At 40.3% G+C, this 17,129-nt stretch carries 16 protein-coding genes and 4 pseudogenes; 2 read left to right on the forward strand and 18 right to left on the reverse strand.

Annotated features, from left to right (window positions below; all coding sequences use genetic code 11):
* Positions 1-41: 41 nt before the first annotated feature.
* The 13 genes from OVN21_RS06135 to dhaK all read right to left on the reverse strand — a co-directional run bounded on the left by OVN21_RS06135 (position 42) and on the right by dhaK (position 11,169).
* A complete protein-coding gene (locus tag OVN21_RS06135; protein WP_267247704.1) occupies positions 42-1,085 on the reverse strand; it encodes a dihydrolipoamide acetyltransferase in 1,044 nt (347 codons plus the stop codon).
* Positions 1,086-1,640: 555 nt separating this feature from the next.
* Positions 1,641-2,633 carry an alpha-ketoacid dehydrogenase subunit beta gene (locus tag OVN21_RS06140; RefSeq protein ID WP_267247705.1) on the reverse strand — a complete coding sequence of 331 codons (993 nt, stop codon included), beginning with the start codon at positions 2,631-2,633 and terminating at the stop codon, positions 1,641-1,643.
* 15 nt (positions 2,634-2,648) lie between these two features.
* Entirely contained in the window at positions 2,649-3,617 is a 969-nt protein-coding gene (locus OVN21_RS06145) for a thiamine pyrophosphate-dependent dehydrogenase E1 component subunit alpha (RefSeq protein WP_267247706.1), read from the reverse strand.
* A 178-nt stretch (positions 3,618-3,795) separates the two neighbouring features.
* Positions 3,796-5,136 (reverse strand): MATE family efflux transporter, encoded by a 1,341-nt coding sequence (locus tag OVN21_RS06150; protein WP_267247707.1) that lies wholly within the window; start codon positions 5,134-5,136, stop codon positions 3,796-3,798.
* A 10-nt stretch (positions 5,137-5,146) separates the two neighbouring features.
* Complete coding sequence (locus tag OVN21_RS06155; protein ID WP_061372736.1) at positions 5,147-5,410, reverse strand: hypothetical protein; 264 nt, start codon at positions 5,408-5,410, stop codon at positions 5,147-5,149.
* Positions 5,411-5,423: 13 nt separating this feature from the next.
* Positions 5,424-6,692 carry a dihydroorotase gene (locus tag OVN21_RS06160; protein WP_267247708.1) on the reverse strand — a complete coding sequence of 423 codons (1,269 nt, stop codon included), beginning with the start codon at positions 6,690-6,692 and terminating at the stop codon, positions 5,424-5,426.
* A 12-nt stretch (positions 6,693-6,704) separates the two neighbouring features.
* On the reverse strand, positions 6,705-7,169 hold the full coding sequence (locus OVN21_RS06165) for an NUDIX hydrolase (RefSeq protein WP_267247709.1): 465 nt from the start codon (positions 7,167-7,169) through the stop codon (positions 6,705-6,707).
* A gap of 9 nt (positions 7,170-7,178) precedes the next feature.
* Complete coding sequence (locus tag OVN21_RS06170; protein WP_267247710.1) at positions 7,179-7,832, reverse strand: uracil-DNA glycosylase; 654 nt, start codon at positions 7,830-7,832, stop codon at positions 7,179-7,181.
* 61 nt (positions 7,833-7,893) lie between these two features.
* Positions 7,894-8,586: a YjjG family noncanonical pyrimidine nucleotidase gene (locus OVN21_RS06175; RefSeq protein WP_267247711.1), complete on the reverse strand. Its 693-nt coding sequence runs from the start codon at positions 8,584-8,586 to the stop codon at positions 7,894-7,896.
* Between the two features lie 405 nt (positions 8,587-8,991).
* Positions 8,992-9,141, reverse strand: a complete 150-nt coding sequence (locus OVN21_RS06180; RefSeq protein ID WP_267247712.1) for a hypothetical protein — start codon at positions 9,139-9,141, stop codon at positions 8,992-8,994.
* A gap of 67 nt (positions 9,142-9,208) precedes the next feature.
* Positions 9,209-9,583, reverse strand: a complete 375-nt coding sequence (gene dhaM / locus OVN21_RS06185; RefSeq protein ID WP_261091437.1) for a dihydroxyacetone kinase phosphoryl donor subunit DhaM — start codon at positions 9,581-9,583, stop codon at positions 9,209-9,211.
* A complete protein-coding gene (gene dhaL / locus OVN21_RS06190) occupies positions 9,583-10,158 on the reverse strand; it encodes a dihydroxyacetone kinase subunit DhaL (protein WP_267247713.1) in 576 nt (191 codons plus the stop codon). The genes dhaM and dhaL overlap by 1 nt, the downstream gene beginning before the upstream one ends.
* 21 nt (positions 10,159-10,179) lie before the next feature.
* Entirely contained in the window at positions 10,180-11,169 is a 990-nt protein-coding gene (gene dhaK / locus OVN21_RS06195; protein ID WP_267247714.1) for a dihydroxyacetone kinase subunit DhaK, read from the reverse strand.
* A gap of 153 nt (positions 11,170-11,322) precedes the next feature.
* On the opposite strand from dhaK, the gene dhaS reads away from it, so the two are divergent.
* Together dhaS and dhaQ are read left to right on the forward strand one after the other, a co-directional pair.
* The gene (gene dhaS / locus OVN21_RS06200) at positions 11,323-11,853 is read left to right on the forward strand and encodes a dihydroxyacetone kinase transcriptional activator DhaS (protein ID WP_267247715.1); all 531 of its coding nucleotides are present in this window, start codon (positions 11,323-11,325) and stop codon (positions 11,851-11,853) included.
* The gene (dhaQ, locus tag OVN21_RS06205; protein WP_267247716.1) at positions 11,850-12,839 is read left to right on the forward strand and encodes a DhaKLM operon coactivator DhaQ; all 990 of its coding nucleotides are present in this window, start codon (positions 11,850-11,852) and stop codon (positions 12,837-12,839) included. Before dhaS ends, dhaQ begins: the two co-directional genes overlap by 4 nt.
* Positions 12,840-12,940: 101 nt before the next feature.
* On the opposite strand, the gene OVN21_RS06210 is transcribed toward dhaQ, so the two are convergent.
* The 5 genes and pseudogenes from OVN21_RS06210 to OVN21_RS06230 form a co-directional block, all read right to left on the reverse strand.
* Positions 12,941-13,480: a ClbS/DfsB family four-helix bundle protein gene (locus tag OVN21_RS06210; protein ID WP_267247717.1), complete on the reverse strand. Its 540-nt coding sequence runs from the start codon at positions 13,478-13,480 to the stop codon at positions 12,941-12,943.
* A gap of 105 nt (positions 13,481-13,585) precedes the next feature.
* A pseudogene (locus tag OVN21_RS06215) lies at positions 13,586-13,995 on the reverse strand (hypothetical protein).
* Positions 13,970-14,881 (reverse strand): annotated as a pseudogene (locus OVN21_RS06220) (phosphodiester glycosidase family protein). The pseudogenes OVN21_RS06215 and OVN21_RS06220 overlap by 26 nt, the downstream one beginning before the upstream one ends.
* Positions 14,878-15,913, reverse strand: a pseudogene (locus tag OVN21_RS06225) (glycosyltransferase). The pseudogenes OVN21_RS06220 and OVN21_RS06225 overlap by 4 nt, the downstream one beginning before the upstream one ends.
* A gap of 180 nt (positions 15,914-16,093) precedes the next feature.
* Positions 16,094-16,934, reverse strand: a pseudogene (locus OVN21_RS06230) (AraC family transcriptional regulator).
* Positions 16,935-17,129: the final 195 nt, after the last annotated feature.

Raw genomic sequence — 17,129 nt, forward strand, 5'->3', positions numbered from 1 at the left:
TCCTTCCTTTATCTATATCTTTAAAATGAATACTCTTGTTCTTAAATCAACATTGAGATTGGATTTTCAATCAATTCTTTCAAGTCTTTCATAAACTTAGCACCAGCCATACCATCTACAACACGGTGGTCAATTGTTAAACCAAGACTCATGATAGGTCGAATCACAATCTCACCATTAACGACAACTGGCTTCTCAATTGTCGAACTGACACCAAGGATAGCTGAGTTTGGTTGGTTAATAATCGGACCAAAGGACTGAACGCCAAACATTCCCAAGTTACTGATTGTGAAGGTTGAATTTTGCAGTTCGCTTGGAGCCAATTTACCATCTAAGGTACGACCAATCACATCCTTAAAGGCTACAACCAACTCTGACAAGCTCATTTTTTCAGCATTATAGACAACTGGTGTCATCAATCCGTTATCCATCCCAACCGCCATCGCAAGGTTGACATAGTTGTGAGTGATAATTGTCTTGCCATCTTCAGTCAATGAAGCGTTGATGTAAGGGTGTTTCATCAATGTTTTTACAACAGCGAGTGAAAGAAGGTCTGTTACAGTAGTCTTCTTACCAGTTGCTTCCATAATTGGCTCAAGAACCTTCTTACGAAGAGCCAACATTTCTGACATATCGACATCGTAGTTGAGTGTGAAAGTTGGCGCAGTTAGGTAAGATTCGACCATACGTTGCGCGATAACCTTACGCATTGGTGTCATTGGAATACGCTCAATCTCACCATAAGGAGTGATAGTATCAGGAACCTCTTCCACTTTTTCGATTTGAGCAGGAGACTTGATAGTATCGTTTTCGATATTTTCAGGAAGTAAGGCCAAAACATCCTTCTTCATGATCTTACCACGATGACCCGTTCCTTGGATTTCCTGCCAAGCAATGTTATGTTCGAGGGCAATTCGTTTTGCAAGTGGCGAAATGCGAACCACGTTTGTGTCTTTATAAGTTTCCACGTCTTCTTTGTGGACACGACCGTTTGCACCTGAGCCAGAAACGTCGTAGAGGTTGATCCCTAGATCATCCGCTAACTTTCTAGCTGCAGGAGTCGCTCTTAGCTTGTCATCAGCCATGACCTCTCCAATTCTATTTATGATACAAAGGGCGTAAAAAGCGACTGAAAAATAGGAAATCGACGATAGCTTCGATGAAGCCAAGGAGATTTATCTTTTTTCCGAGCTTTTAGCCCGTGTTCGAATATAAGATATTAAGAACACAGAGGGCAATGAAAAAATAGGAGATTGACGATGTGTTCGATGAACACAAGGAAATCTATCTTTTTTTCACAGACCTCCGTCCGAATTCAATTACATGATACAAAGGGCGTAAAAAGCGACTGAAAAATAGGAAATCGACGATAGCTTCGATGAAGTCAAGGAGATTTATCTTTTTTCCGAGCTTTTAGCCCGTGTTCAACTCTACAAGCAACTTGGATACAACACGTATCTCAAGTTGCTACGATTGTCGCTATCAGACGGCCAACCTAGTAGACTTACTAAGTTTTTTTGTCGAATATTATCGATTCGTCAAAAAACTGTCTCAACTTTACATATAACTTGGATACAAAACATATCTCAAGCTACTAAAGTTAAAATCTCTAAAATTTACATAATTTAATTTATGCAACGTTATTCTTTGTTATAAGCCTTACGGATGGCATCTTTGATGCTTTCAACGGTTGGAATCATCGCATTTTCTAGGTTTTGCGCGTAAGGCATTGGCACATCTTCTCCTGCACAACGGCGGATTGGTGCATCTAGATAGTCAAATGCTTCTGACTCTGAAATAATTGCTGAAATCTCTCCGATATAGCCACTTGTTTTGTGGGCGTCGTTGACCAGAACAACTTTACTAGTCTTCTTAACTGAGTTAATGATGATATCCTTATCAAGCGGTACAAGGGTACGTGGGTCCACAATTTCAACCGAAATTCCTTCTTCTGCCAATTCTTCAGCTGCTTGAACCACACGGCGAAGCATTTTACCGTAAGTAACAACTGTTACATCCGTTCCTTCGCGTTTAATTTCGCCAACTCCAAGTGGGATTGTGTATTCTGGATCAACTGGCACTTCCCCTTTTTGGTTAAATTCTGACTTGTACTCAAGAATGATAACAGGGTTATTATCACGGATAGAAGATTTTAGCAGTCCTTTCATGTCAGCAGGTGTACCTGGTGCTACAACCTTAAGTCCAGGAATGTGAGTAAACCAAGACTCTAGAGATTGCGAGTGCTGGGCCGCAGAACCAACTCCGTTACCAGCTGCACATCGAACTGTCATTGGAACCTGACCTTTACCACCAAACATATAACGTGTTTTAGCAGCTTGGTTGACGATATTGTCCATAGCAATGACTGAGAAATCCATAAAGGTCATATCAACGATTGGGCGAAGTCCTGTCATAGCTGCTCCTGCTGCTGCTCCCGAGATGGCAGCTTCAGAAATAGGACAGTCACGGACACGTTCTGGACCAAATTCTTCAAGCATTCCGACAGAAGTTCCGAAGTCTCCTCCGAAGACACCGATGTCTTCTCCCATCAAGAATACATTTTCATCGCGACGCATTTCCTCAGACATAGCAAGGATAATGGTGTCACGGAACGACATTGTTTTTGTTTCCATTTTATCTCTTTCTCCTTAGTCTGCGTAAATATCTTCAAAGGCCGATTCTAGTGGTGGGAATGGGCTTTCTTCTGCAAATTTAACAGAGGCTTCTACTGCTTCCTTGACTTGCGCTTGGATTTCTTCCAATTCTTCGGCACTTGCAATGTTGTTCTCAACGAGGCAGTTACGAAGGTTTTCGATTGGGTCTTTTTGTTTCCACAATTCCACTTCTTCCCGCGTACGATATTTACCAGGGTCAGATGATGAGTGACCAAGCCAGCGATAAGTGACACTTTCGATCAAGACTGGTCCATTACCACCACGAACATGGTCAACGGCTTTCTTAAATCCTTCATAGACATCGATAACGTTGTTTCCATCTTCGATGAACATTCCAGGGATTCCATACGCAGCACTGCGTTGATGGATATGCTCCACATTGGTCATTTTCTTGATATCCGCAGAAATCCCATAACCGTTGTTAATGCAGTAGAAAATGACTGGCAGATTCCAGATAGAAGCCATGTTCACTGCTTCGTGGAAGACACCTTCGTTGGTCGCACCATCACCAAAGAAGCAGACAACAATTTTACCAGTATGTTGCATTTGCTGACTAAGGGCTGCACCGACAGCTATTCCCATACCACCACCTACGATACCATTGGCACCGAGGTTACCAGCATCAAGGTCAGCAATATGCATGGAACCACCTTTTCCTTTACAGGTTCCAGTGTATTTACCGAGAATTTCAGCCATCATTCCGTTGAGGTCAATACCTTTGGCAATTGCTTGCCCGTGACCACGGTGGTTTGAGGTAATCAAATCATCTGAATTGAGAGCCAACATAGCGCCCACGTTGGCAGCTTCTTCTCCAACAGAAAAGTGCGTCATTCCTGGCACTTTCCCTTTCTTTACTAATTGTGCAATTTTTAGGTCCATGCGACGGATTTCTTCCATCTTACGGAACATCTCTAGCAAAAGATTTTTATCTAAAGTTGACATCTTCTTTCCTTTCTAACTTTGTACTTACTTTACTATTTTACCGTTTTTAGAAAACACTGTCAAAGTATATGACCGATAAAATTTCACAAGGTAAAAAAATAAATTCCCGTTTTAACAGGGATTTTCTTTAGTTATAGTGTTTTTTCACAAAGTTATTTTTCAGGATATTTTCTAAAAATTAGCTCAATCTTTTCATGATGGATTTCAAACGCCATTGATACAAACAACCAGAAACAATCAAGCTGGCAATTAACCCAATCCAGTAGGCACATGCCCCCAAGTCAGTTGCTTGATCTAGTAGATATCCTAGAGGTATCGCTACTCCCCAATACCCGATTAAGCCAAGATAGAAAGGAATGATAGTGTCCTTATACCCTCTTAAAATTCCTTGGAGCGGAGCCGCAAAGGTATCAGCTAACTGGAAAAAGAGACTGTAGGTTAAAAATACAGCAGTTGTTTTAATGAACTGAGAGTCATTCCCATATAGACTTGCTACACGATCTCTAAAAATGTAGAGAAAGGACAGGGTAAGACCTGCAAAAATAAGGGCTGTTATTCTCCCCAGACGAGCATAGGTTTTTGCATTCTCAAAACGTTTAGCCCCCACCTCGTAAGACATAACAATCGCCATAGCAGAGGAAATACTCATAGGAAAAGCATACATGAGGCTGGAAAAGTTCATAGCTGACTGGTGACTGGCGATGATGAGCGATGAAAACTTAGCCATGATTAGTCCCACCACGGAGAATATAGCTACTTCAGCAAATACGGTTCCTCCGATTGGTAGACCTAATCGGAGACCTTCCTTAATTTTATCTATATTGAGTGGAATAGGTTTTTCAAGATGTAACGCTTCTAATCTTTTCTGTTTGAACAAAACAAGCAGGGAAATACCCAATAAAACCCAATAGGCTAGCGAAGTTCCTAGCCCTGCTCCTGCACCACCAAGCTCAGGGAAACCAAGGGCTCCATATATCAAGAGATAGTTAAAACCACTATTGAGCGGAAGTAATAAAAGCATGAGATACATAGATAGCTTGGTCAAACCAAGGGAATCCAACAAAGAGCGAATGACACTGAAAAGCAACAAGGGAATGATTCCAATAGACAGGTACCAAAGATAGGAAACTGCAACTGCCGCCACCTGAGATTCTAGTCCAATATGGTTTAAGACAGGCGGTGCTAAGAATACTACTATGCCAAGCAAGACTAAAGACAGTCCGAAAGCCAAGTAGATAAATTGGTAAAAGTCAGATGCAACTTCTTCCTTTTTCCCTCGACCAAGATGGTGACCAATGATGGGCACCAAGGCTGAAACAATCCCTGTTAAAAAAGTGAAGAAAGGATTCCAGATACTGGTCGCCGTAGACACACCAGCCAAGTCCATGGTATTATACTGTCCAGTCATTGCAGTGTCAACAAAGGAGGCAGAATAATTGGCAAATTGGTAAATCAGGATAGGGAAGAAAATTTTTAAAAATAATACTAATTTCTCTTGTAAACACTTTGTCTTATACATACTTCTCTTTCTATTCTTCTGGTTTATCTAAACCAAAGAGTTTCAGACCATATTTTTTCAAACTTAGCGGAGGATTATTAGATTTTGAAGTAGTATGCCAACACGCACATGTACGACAATAATAACTTCTAACTAGACCTCCATTATCATATTGAACTGCATGGTCGGCTTTTTCTTTAGTTTCATATTGAATTTTAGAACGATTGGCTGCGGGACAGTAAATTCCGCTATTAGATTTTGCTTGTCTCTCCCTACGTTTTCGAAAATAATTCATATTCTAACTCCTATCAAGCTTGATAGACAATTTGTCCCTTACAGATGGTATATTTAACCTGCCCTTTTAAGATTTCACCGATGAATGGTGAATTAGCTGCTTTCGAAGCAAAATGGGAGGCTACAAGGCGGTCAGCCTTAGCATCAAAAATAGTGATGTCCGCTGGACCATTCTCAGCTAAATAACCTGCTTCAAAGTTATACAACTTGGCTGGGTTGTAGGTCATTTTTTCTAACAATTCCATCAAACTTAACTCACCAGCTTCGACCAAATAAGTCAAACCGAGAGACAGAGATGTTTCTAAACCTGTCATGCCAGATGGTGCTTTGGTGATATCCTCAACATTTTTTTCATCCGCATGGTGAGGCGCGTGATCAGTTGCGATAACTGTGATAGCACCTGACTTGAGACCTTCGATAACGGCACGACGGTCTGATTCCAAACGAAGCGGCGGATTCATCTTGGCATTGCTTCCTTGTGTCAAAAGAAGTGCTTCTGTTTTTGAGAAATGCTGTGGCGCTACTTCTGCTGTGACTTGCGCACCCAAACTTTGAGCGAACTCAACTACCTTGACACTTTCTTCCTTAGACAAATGCTGGATATGAATATGAGCCTTAGTTGCATAGGCAATCATAACATCACGCGCCATCATAGCGTACTCAGCCACCCCAGTCGCACCGCAGATATGGAAATGTTCTTTAGCAATATTTTCATTAAATCCAAGTATCCCATTCAACCCTGGATCTTCCTCATGAAGGCTGATAAAGGTATTGAGTTTTTTGGCTTCTTCCATGGCTTCCTTGACAACTTTGCTGCTCTCAAGCGGAATACCGTCATCAGAAAAACCAACCGCACCAGCTTCTAAGAGTGCCTGAAAGTCAGTCAAGTCTTTGCCATTAAAATTCTTAGTAATGGTCGCAACCGTCTTAACATTGATTTTCTCTTTAGCAGCTGACTGAAGAACTTCTTGCAAAGTCTCCACGTCTGAGATGGTTGGATTGGTATTAGCCATCATGACGACCGTTGTAAAACCACCTGCAGCAGCTGCTAAGGCACCAGTATGGATATCCTCCTTATGGGTTTGACCAGGTTCACGAAAATGAACATGAATATCCACGAGTCCAGGCGCAACCACGAGACCCGTAGCATCAATCAGTTCTGCTCCTTCTTCCTTGATTTCAGGTGCAATTTTGATAATTTTCCCATCTTGGACCAAAACATCACACACTTGATCCAAACCAGACTTGGGATCCATTACACGACCATTTTTGATTAGTAGCATCTGCTTTCTCCTTTATTCATAGAAATCGACTTGGGTATCCAACAATTTATCCCCATCATAAACAAACTTGGCTGAAAAGAAGGGTTTATCCTCTAAAAGCCACTCAACAAAGGTGTAATCACCTTCCCAAGTTGGCTTGCTCAAAACTTCATCATAGGGAACCCATTCTAGCGTCCCCTCATTGCAGTCAATCAAATCACCTTCAAACTCCGTTACCTTAAAAACATAGGTGTACCAGTCTAAATCTGGCGTAAATTCAGGAAAAGTGATAACACCTTTTAGAACTGGCTTGGCTTTCAGTCCCGTCTCTTCGAGGATTTCACGCGCTGCGCATTCCTGTGGTGTCTCCCCTCGCTCTAGCTTCCCACCCACACCAATCCATTTCCCTTCATGGACATCATTGGGTTTCTTATTACGGTGGAGCATGAGCAGTTCTTTCCCGTTATCTATGTAGCAAATCGTCGCTAACTGAGGCATATTTTCTCCTTATCTAAGCCAATCGATTGGCTCTTGTCCTGTCTCTTCTAAAAATCCATTGGCCTTGGAAAAAGGATTGGAACCCCAAAATCCTCTATAAACTGACAAAGGACTGGGATGGGCTGATTCGATAATCAAGTGATGAGGATTGGTAACCAAGACCTTCTTCTTGCGTGCATAGGCTCCCCAGAGTACAAAGACCACTGGTCTATCCAGATGATTGACCACCTGAATCACAGCATCTGTAAATGGCTCCCATATTTGACCAGCATGACCATTAGCCTGACCAGCAGGAACTGTTAAACAGGCATTAAGAAGCAAGACTCCTTGCTCAGCCCAAGCCGTCAAATCATGGGATTTCTTAACACCAATATCATCTGACAATTCTTTCAAGATATTTTGCAAGGAAGGCGGAGCTGGGATAGAGTTAGGTACAGAAAAACTCAAACCCTGCGCTTGACCTGGCCCGTGATAGGGATCTTGCCCTAGAATCACCACCTTAACTTCTTCAAGCGGTGTTGTCAAGAGAGCCTGAAAAACCTTTTCCTTGGGCGGATAAGTAGTCCCCTGAGTATAGACCTGCTCCATAAACTGATTGATTTTCCCGAAATAACCTTCAGGTAATTGCTCCTTAATCAAAGCATGCCAAGACGAGTGTTCCATAGCCAACTCCTTCGTTTTTACTGCCTCTATTATAGCAAAAAGTGGCTATGGAAACCACTTTTTACAGTTTATCTAAGCAATCCAGCAAGTCTTGATAAGAATGGACTTCGTAAGTTGGCTGGGCTTCTGTATGATTTTCGAGGTGATGAGGATTGTACCAAATCGTGTCAATCCCCGCATTATTGCCACCTTGAATATCGGCGGTTAGGGAATCTCCAATCATCAGCATTTTTTCTTTACTAAATCCAGCAATTTGCCGACCAATCTTTTCATAAAAGAGAGCATCAGGCTTTTGAGTTTGCAACTGTTCAGAGATAAAAACTTGATTGAAATAAGGTGCCAGACCAGATTGAGCCAAACGTCCCGTCTGAATAGCAGTAATCCCATTTGTCGCAGCATACAAGTCATAATCACGCTCGATGAGGCTATCTAAAAGTTCATGAGCACCCGAAAGAGTTTGTCCCTGTTGAGCTAAGTAAAACTGGTAACGCTGGGCTAGAAAACTACCGTCTTTTTCCTGTCCAAAATGAGAAAATAAACGAGAAAAGCGCGTGTTAACCAGCTCTTGTTTACTAATTTTCTTTTGCTCCAAGTCCTTCCAGAGAGCCTTGTTCATAGGAACGTAATAGTCTTTATGAGCCTGAATATCTGTAACCCCTTCTTCTTTTAGAAGTTGCGTCAAAGCCACATCCTCAGCAGTATCAAAATCAAGCAATGTGTGATCAAGGTCGAAGAGTAGAAATTTGTAGGACAATTTGAGATTTTCCTTTCTGAAAATTCATTAAGAACATTATAACATAAAGCACCTCACGCAATGAACATTATCTGAACTAATTTAATGACTTGAAAAAATTCGAACACTTTCTATACAATTGATAGCTCAAATCTCTCAGAGTAGAACAATCCTAACTATCGCACACCCCTCCAACAGCATATATATCTATGCAATTCTAGGTCTAGAATTCCTATAAACTAAATGTTTTCATACTCTTATAAACCATTGATTGCTTTAAATCTAAATTTTTGAAGGATTCTAAAGCTAGAATAATCCCATCACAATTAGTATTTAATGATTCACAATTTAGAAACACCATAGCTTTATTCCTGTTAAATTAAAAAGGAACTGCCTCAAGCAATCCCTTTATGATTTTGAAATCATTTACTTATACTCTTCGAAAATCTCTTCAAACCACGTCAGCTTCGCCTTGCTGTAGATATGCTCACTGACTTCGTCAGTTTTATCTACAACCTCAAAACTGTGTTTTGAGCAACCTGCGGCTAACTTCCTAGTTTGCCCTTTGATTTTCATTGAGTATTAAACTTTGATAGTAGAGATAATCAATAACTTACCTAAAAAGGAATGATAGGAAGATTCCTTATTTATTGATTTCAAGCTCCGACAACTGTGTTTGAATAACTGACAGTTCTGCCCCAGCCTGAAGAAGAGCGGCTGCAGTATAGGCGCCTTCTACAATTGGAACTCTGTTGATGATGATACTCTTATCACTGAAATCAGCCACCATTTCTAAGTTCATTTTAGCAGAACCTAGGTCAAAAAAGGCTAATAAAGTATCTGCTGGATTTTCGGAAACAACCCTATCTACTTGATCAAAACTTGTTCCAATTCCTCCATCTTCGGTTCCTCCTACATAAGTAATCGGAACATCTTTAGCTACTTCACTAATCAGTTCAACGACACCTTGTGCAATATGTTTGGAATGTGAAACGATAACAAGACCAATACTTCCCATTAAACCACCCCAGTTTCTAAGAGAGCAGCAAAGAGTAATCCTGATGAGAATGATCCAGGATCAATATGTCCAAGAGAACGTTCTCCTACATAAGATGCCCTTCCTTTAGTTGCAAGTAAATCTTTGGTAGCATTCACTACCTTATCAATAACCTCTCGAGTCAATTGGCCAGCAGACAAGGCAACAATAACAGGAGTCCAAACATCAACCATTGTCTTTTCTCCAACTTCTGCTTTCCCACGTTTGACAATCATATCCAAACCGCTTTGTAAGATTTCTTCTAATTTCGAATTTGAATCAGCCCTGGCCATACCCATAAAAGCAGAGCCATACAAGGGACCAGAAGCACCGCCTACCTTACTCAGTAGTTGCATTGAGACAACTTTAAAGACATCACTGCTGGTCTCAAATTGCTTTCCTTCTAAGTTTTCCATAACTGCAGCCATTCCACGCGCCATATTTCCACCGTGGTCTCCATCTCCTATAGGAGTGTCTAGCTCACTAAGGTAATCTTTCTGTTCTTGAATCTTTTCATTAAAAAGCTTCATCCATTCAAGAGCTTGTTCAGCATTCATTCGATATTTCCTCCTTGAGTTTTACCAAGCTGGTGTAGTAACAGGTGCATTTAAAGCATCCAACCACTCATCATCTGCCAATCGAATCAACGTTAATGACAAACCAGCCATATCGATTGAAGTCATGTAGTTTCCAATTTTCTTAAACGCCAACTCAACACCTTTTTCATGGAGCAATTTAGCCACATCATTTGCAAATACATATTGTTCCATAAGGGGTGTGCTTCCTAAACCATTAATGAGAAGGCCATAGCGTTCGCCAGCTTTAAGTTGGAAACCTTCAGATAATTTCTCAACCAATTCTGATGCCAATTGTGCGGAAGGTTGCATTTTCTCTTTCTTATATCCTGGCTCACCGTGAATACCAACTCCATATTCAAATTCATCGTCTTCTAGAACAAATCCTGGTTTGCCAACTTCGGGAACAGTTGCTCCAGACAAGGCCAGCCCAATTGTTTTAATTTCTAACACAAGTTTATCTGCCAAGCCCTTCATTTCAGCTAATGATTTACCAGAACGAGCTGCAGCACCCAAAATTTTATGGACTAAAATAGTACCCGCAACACCTCGACGACCTTGGGTATAGAGACTATTTTCAACAGCGATATCATCATCAACCACAACGCTTGCCACGTCAATACCTTCCATTTCAGCAAGTTCTTGTGCAATTTCAAAGTTCATGATATCACCAGAATAGTTCTTGATGACCATAAAAACCCCAGCGCCTTCATCAGCTGCCTTAATAGCCTCTAAAATTTGGTCCGGAGTAGGTGAGGTAAAGACTGCTCCACAAATGGCAGCGGATAGCATTCCTTCTCCTACAAATCCAGCATGACTTGGTTCATGTCCTGATCCTCCACCTGAAATGAGTCCAACTTTTCTTGTCTTTTCTGCCTTTCTAACGATGACATCAAAACCATCTAAGCGTTCAACCAAGTCATCATGCATGAATGACAACCCCTGCAACATTTCATCAACAACCTGTGTCGGTTCATTTATAATTTTTTTCATGAGAAATTCCTTTCGATATGTACCTTTGTTTTCGTTTTCATTATATATTTTTTATCGCTGGCTGATAAGGGACAGATTCTATTATTTGTCCCCTTTTAAACCCGTTTCAAACATTTTTTTGGTAAAATGAAGGAAGTAAAAGAAAGGTTTCCTATGGCATCATCACTCATTACAAAAAAACGGATTGCCAAGGCATTTAGAGACCTATTAGCTACTAGAGAATTTGACAAAATCTCTATTGTAGATATCATGGAATCAGCTGGCATTCGTAGACAGACCTTTTATAATCACTTTCTTGACAAATATGAACTGCTCGACTGGATATTTGAAAATGACTTAACCGAGTATATCACCAATAACTTGGATTTCATTTCAGGCCAAAAACTATTACAAGAATTGTTTTTTTATTTCGAACAAGAGCGTGACTTTTATATTCAACTTTTTGATATTCAAGGGCAAAATAACTTCTATGACTACTTTATCAGTTACTGTCGCTTGCTTGTATCAAAGATTTTAAGAGAGTATGGTCAGATTGATATCGATTCATCTGCTTATACTTGTTTTTTGTTAGACTATCATTCACATGCTCTAGCAGAAATCGTGAAGGCTTACGTCAATAAAAAAAGTCCAGTTCCACAACCAGACTTTCTAATCATGATAATTATTGGAAAGAGACCACAATGACATTTATTTCAAATCATAAACAGAAAATTATTTCAAGTTACATTTCGGCAACTGTCAGCAGTCATCCTGAATTAGAAAAACACCCTACCTTACCATTAGTCTATCAAAAAAATCGTAATCCTCATCAGGTTCCAATATTGTCGGGTGGAGGTTCAGGTCACGAACCTGCGCATATTGGATATGCGGGAGAAGGAATGCTTACTGCTGCTATCTATGGCCAATTATTTACTCCTCCTACAAGAACTGAAATCTTAGAGTCCATTCGTTTTTTAAACAATGGTCACGGTGTCTTCATCATTGTAAAAAATTTCGAAGCAGACATCAAAGAATTTAACTCGGCCATTAACACTGCAAGAAAAGAAGGAATTAAAGTAGGCTATAGTCTAGCACACGACGATATTTCAATTGAACCTCACAATAGATTTCAAATTAGAGGAAGAGGGCTTGCAGGGACAATTTTACTTCATAAAATTCTAGGATTTGCAGCTCAAAACGGTGCCGACATAGAGCAACTAACTGACTTAGGTCATCAACTTGCTCCCGAAATCGCAACAATTGGCTTTGCAACGAAATCCGCTAGTCTGCCCCAAACCACCCTTCCACTATTTAACTTGGATGAAGGAAATATTTCCTATGGTATTGGGATACATGGCGAAGAAGGATATCGTATCGTCCCATTCCAATCATCGGAAATCCTTGCAAATGAAATTATAAGTAAATTAAGATTGCACTATCATTGGAAACGTGGTGATCAATTTATATTGCTTGTAAATAATCTAGGCACTACTACCAACCTAGAAATGGGCATATTTATCAATGATCTCCTGCAACTCTTAGAAATTGAAGGAGTCACTATTCCCTTTATAAAATCAGGAACATTTATGACCAGTCTGGATATGACGGGTATATCCGTAACTCTTTGCCCTGTAAAAAATAAGCAATGGTTAGAAGCCCTCAATGCTCCAACGACAGCTTTTGCATGGTAATTATTTGCTTGTATAACTCAAAAGGGCTACATCACTTGATAGCCCTTTTAATCTTATCTCATGTTTAAAAGAATTCATTCTTTCTATTTCAAGAAATCCATCTATCCCTTACAATTCTTCCGATGAGCCTTAAGTTTTTTCAGAGCCCAGTTATAGTGGCTGGAAGTGGCACTCACAAAGTAGGAGCCTAGACTTGTCCCACCCGTCCACTTATAGATACCTTTAGTAAAGAGTTCGTCATTGCTAAAGCCTTTCATCAACTCTAAAACCTCTTCATGAGATCGCTCTAGTAGTCTAACCGCTTCTTCTAAAGACGTTTTCTGGTGCTTCTTCCAAATAGCAACATTCATTTCCCCATAATTTTTCCAATTATAAGGCTCAGGGAGAAAAGATCTTTCAAGACCCTTTTGATTAGAATGTACCCAAGTCAAAAGTAACTGTTGCCATTCATAAAGATGGATCAAAACATCCCGCAGATTTTTATCCCTTTTCCAGTGGACTTCCTTTTTCTTTTGGTCTCTTGAAAAATCAAATGGAGTCTGTAGCTCATCTTCACTTAGTTGGGAGATGAAGAGGTTGAACTTTTCATAGTTTTCCTTAGAGGCTAACACTAGCTCATCTTTTGTTCTTGGTCTTGGCATAGGCGTTCTCCCTTCATTTTCTAGTAGGTTAAGGTATTTTCTTACTTCATTATACCATAACCATAAGAAAACTGGCTGTTTCTCTTAACAACCAGTTTTCAATTTTTAAGCTAATTCTTGACTGTTTTTCTTATGAAAGAAAAACGAGGCGATAGCCAAAATAGCAAAGGCTAGGCTGACATACCAGTAGGGTTGATCTAAGGTCGTTGAACGACCTGATAGATTGACAATTCCTCGAAAGACCATTCCAGCTGTTAGGACTGCAACTGCCGAGTTCTACAAGTTTAGACTGAGTCGTCCTAAGTTTGGCATGATTTTCAACAATAATGCTAGAATGACGCGCCTACTAGAGGGACTGCAAAGAGATAGTGCATATGAAGCGAGGCCCCAAAAAAACTAAAGGACTCATAGATACGGCTAAATACAAAGAAGAAAATAGCGAGAAGGCTATAATCAACGAGTGTCTTTTTGAGGCGTTTGTCTTTGATTTTAGTAACCGATGTAGACAATATCACTCACCGCCCTTTCTGATATCTTGCTTCCACCTGTGGTTGGTTTATTGATTACCTGACCGTTAAAGTAGGGAGTTGAGAATCCACCACCATTAAGGTTATAGGCTGTCTTCACTCCGTAAGATTTCATCACTTCTGCCATCTGGTAAAGCGATAAGCCTTAGCTTTCAGAGGTACGACCATCCAAAACGATGATGATGTAGTGGTTTTCATCTATAATCCCGATAGCTGTACGAGGATTTGATGACATGGTCTGACCGACTTCTGTATTGGTATCTACAGATATTTCACCATTCTCAACTAGAGACGGACCAAATGCCAGTAGATTATCGACACCGTTCTGAACCAACTGATTGGCTGAAACTTGGTCTTCGTAGATGATTTTAAAGGAGCCGTCCTTATAAATGGCAAGGTTGCCATTACTAGCGTCTTCACGGACACTGTCCCGATAGACAACTCCATTACGGATAACATAACCAGAGCTATTGGCTCCATAGTAGTCACCGTTGACTGCTAAAATAGCATTGTTTTCAGCAGCTGTAACAGAGGTTTTAGCTGTGACGTTGGTTCCATAGGAGTTTTGAGCTAGAGCTGTTTTCAGATAGTCCGATGAACTGAGAGGTATATCTGCTACATAGACCTGCGTTTCATTGACAGTCTTTTCAATGAGGGTTACACTGATATTTCCATCTGAATAGCTAGTATCTGTCACTTGAGCATTCTTTGCTGCCTGACTTGCTACTGCGGTGTTAGAGGTTGAGCTAGTATTAGATACAGTGGAAATCGTTTCAGCGAGTACAAAGGTCTTCAACATCGAATAAGTAAAGGAAATTGTCAGAAACAAGCCCAAGACCGAGGCGTATACATAGGGTTTCTTTAAAACTTTCATAATGGGCTACAAGTTCTTTTTTTGAAAATATAGTGGGTTTGAACTGTCCAAGAGAGGATAAAGAGCATGATTCCAACAAGTATCTTCGCAATTAGCAAGTTGACTCCAAGACCCGAATTAAAGAGGCGAATCAGGATGGTGTCTAAGATAAAGAAACCAACTGCTAGTCCAAAATAGCCTGATCCTGTTTTAGAACTCTTAAAGACCAATTTTTTGTTGGTAGAAAAATTAAAGATGGAGCTAGTCACACGTGCCAAACCATTTGAAAGAAGGACACGTAAACAACCATTCGGAATAAAGCTCAAGCATAGAATAGAGAGTGCGTAGACCACATAATCTACGATAAAACTACTAAAAGACGAGAGCGCAAACTTTAAAATATTTTTATAAATCATCAAACCATCCCGAATAGGTCGAAAGTGAAAATCCTCATTGTCGTTGATATAGACTGTTTCAATCGGAACTTCTAGGATTGGGTAGGCTCGACTTGCTTCGAGGAGTATGTTCATCTCGTATTCATACTGTTGTCCTTCTATCTTGGGCATAAAAGGAATCATATCCGTTGAAAAGACGCGTAATCCTGTCTGTGTGTCGGATACAGCGACACCCGTTTGCGGTTTAAAAAGATACGAGTCAAGCTATTTCCAAAGCAACTTACGCAAAGGAACCTTGTCAGCAAAGGCACGGAGACCAAGGACAAGTATATTAGGATTTTCATTTGATTTAGTCAAGGTACGAAAAATATCCCAGATCTTATGTTGGCCATCTGCATCCGCTGTGACCACAGTCTCAGGCTTATTGAGAGACTAAATATATTCAAAGGCTGTTTTCAGAGCTTGTCCTTTTCCTTGATTGCTCTGGGTGGTGAAGCACCGTCGCAAAGTCCTCTGCTCGAGCAAAAATGTCCTGGCATTCTGCCGAACTTCCATCATCAATGACAATGATGTAAAAATTGCTCCTATGGTGAATCTTTCCAACCAATTTAATGAGATTGTAATCAGGTTCGTAAGCTGGGAGAACTAGATAGTTCATATTTACACCTCTTCCTTTGATGATTGGAAAAGTATACAAGTAAATGCTTAAAAATTCCTTATACTTAAATTAAAGTAAAATCATATTTATTGTTCTTCTCATAAATTCCTTCTATAAAAATTAAAAAAGTCTGTAAAAGATATCTTCTACAGAGTTAGGTTTGCATCTTTATAAAATTATCTAGTTCTTAATCACTGGTATCCAGAGTTCCATTTGATAGTCTGGTGACGACATATCACCTTCGGAATAGACTTCAAAGTCTGGTGTACCTGAATGGCGATAGCCAGTTTTTGGGAAAAAGGCCTCCAAGACATATTTCCAAGCATTGTGAATGCTAGCTGGTACAGAGTCTTTGACCGGTACGATAGCATATTCAGCTGCTGGGATATCTTTGATTGACAGATCTAGTTCTTCTGCTTTAGCTTTATCCATCACATCATAAGCAGCCATGTAGTTGATGATTTCGCCTTCTTTGACATCCGAGCAGATGCCAGCCAAAGGATTGACCACTGCCTAAATTTTCTAGGCTTTCAAAGCTGTGATGGGCATAGAGATGCTCCCAAGCAGACGGGCATTTGCTATTGTCAATAGCTTCCAATAGGACGCCTGCCACGATAAATGCAGGCTTCTTTTGAATCTTGATATCCATGTTCTTTCCTCCAGTGATTTTTAAGGATAATTGAAGCTTAGGAAAAACCCGATAAGGTTTTCCATTTCGAACTTCTGAGGGAGTTGCACCATGGAATTTCTTGAAGGCTGCGCTGAAGGCATCCTCAGAATCATAGCCGTATTTCAACGCTATATCAATGACTTTCTCAGAGCTTTCTCGCAAGTCCATCACAGCCTCTGACAGCCTGCGATTGCGCAAGTATTCTGCTAAAGCCATATCTGCCAGGATAGAAAATAGCCTGCTAAAGAGAGGGTAAGAATAGCCTGATAGTTGCTGAAATCTTTTCATATCCACTTCTCCAGTCAGCTGCTGCTCCAAATAATCCATGGTTTGATTGAATTGATGCATCATATTCTTTTTTTCTTACCTCCATAAGATACAAAGGACGTTAAAAGCAAAGTGAAAATAGGAAAATTGACGCTGGAGCTTCTGGTTCTAGGAAAATTTGCCTTTTTCGCATAGCTTTTAGTCTATGTTCAATTCTATCCATAGTCTAACAGAAATCAGATACTTCCACCCTAGAATCTTTGTACAAGATTTAAAGGT

This window comes from Streptococcus sp. Marseille-Q5986, assembly GCF_946902915.1.
GTDB lineage: Bacteria > Bacillota > Bacilli > Lactobacillales > Streptococcaceae > Streptococcus.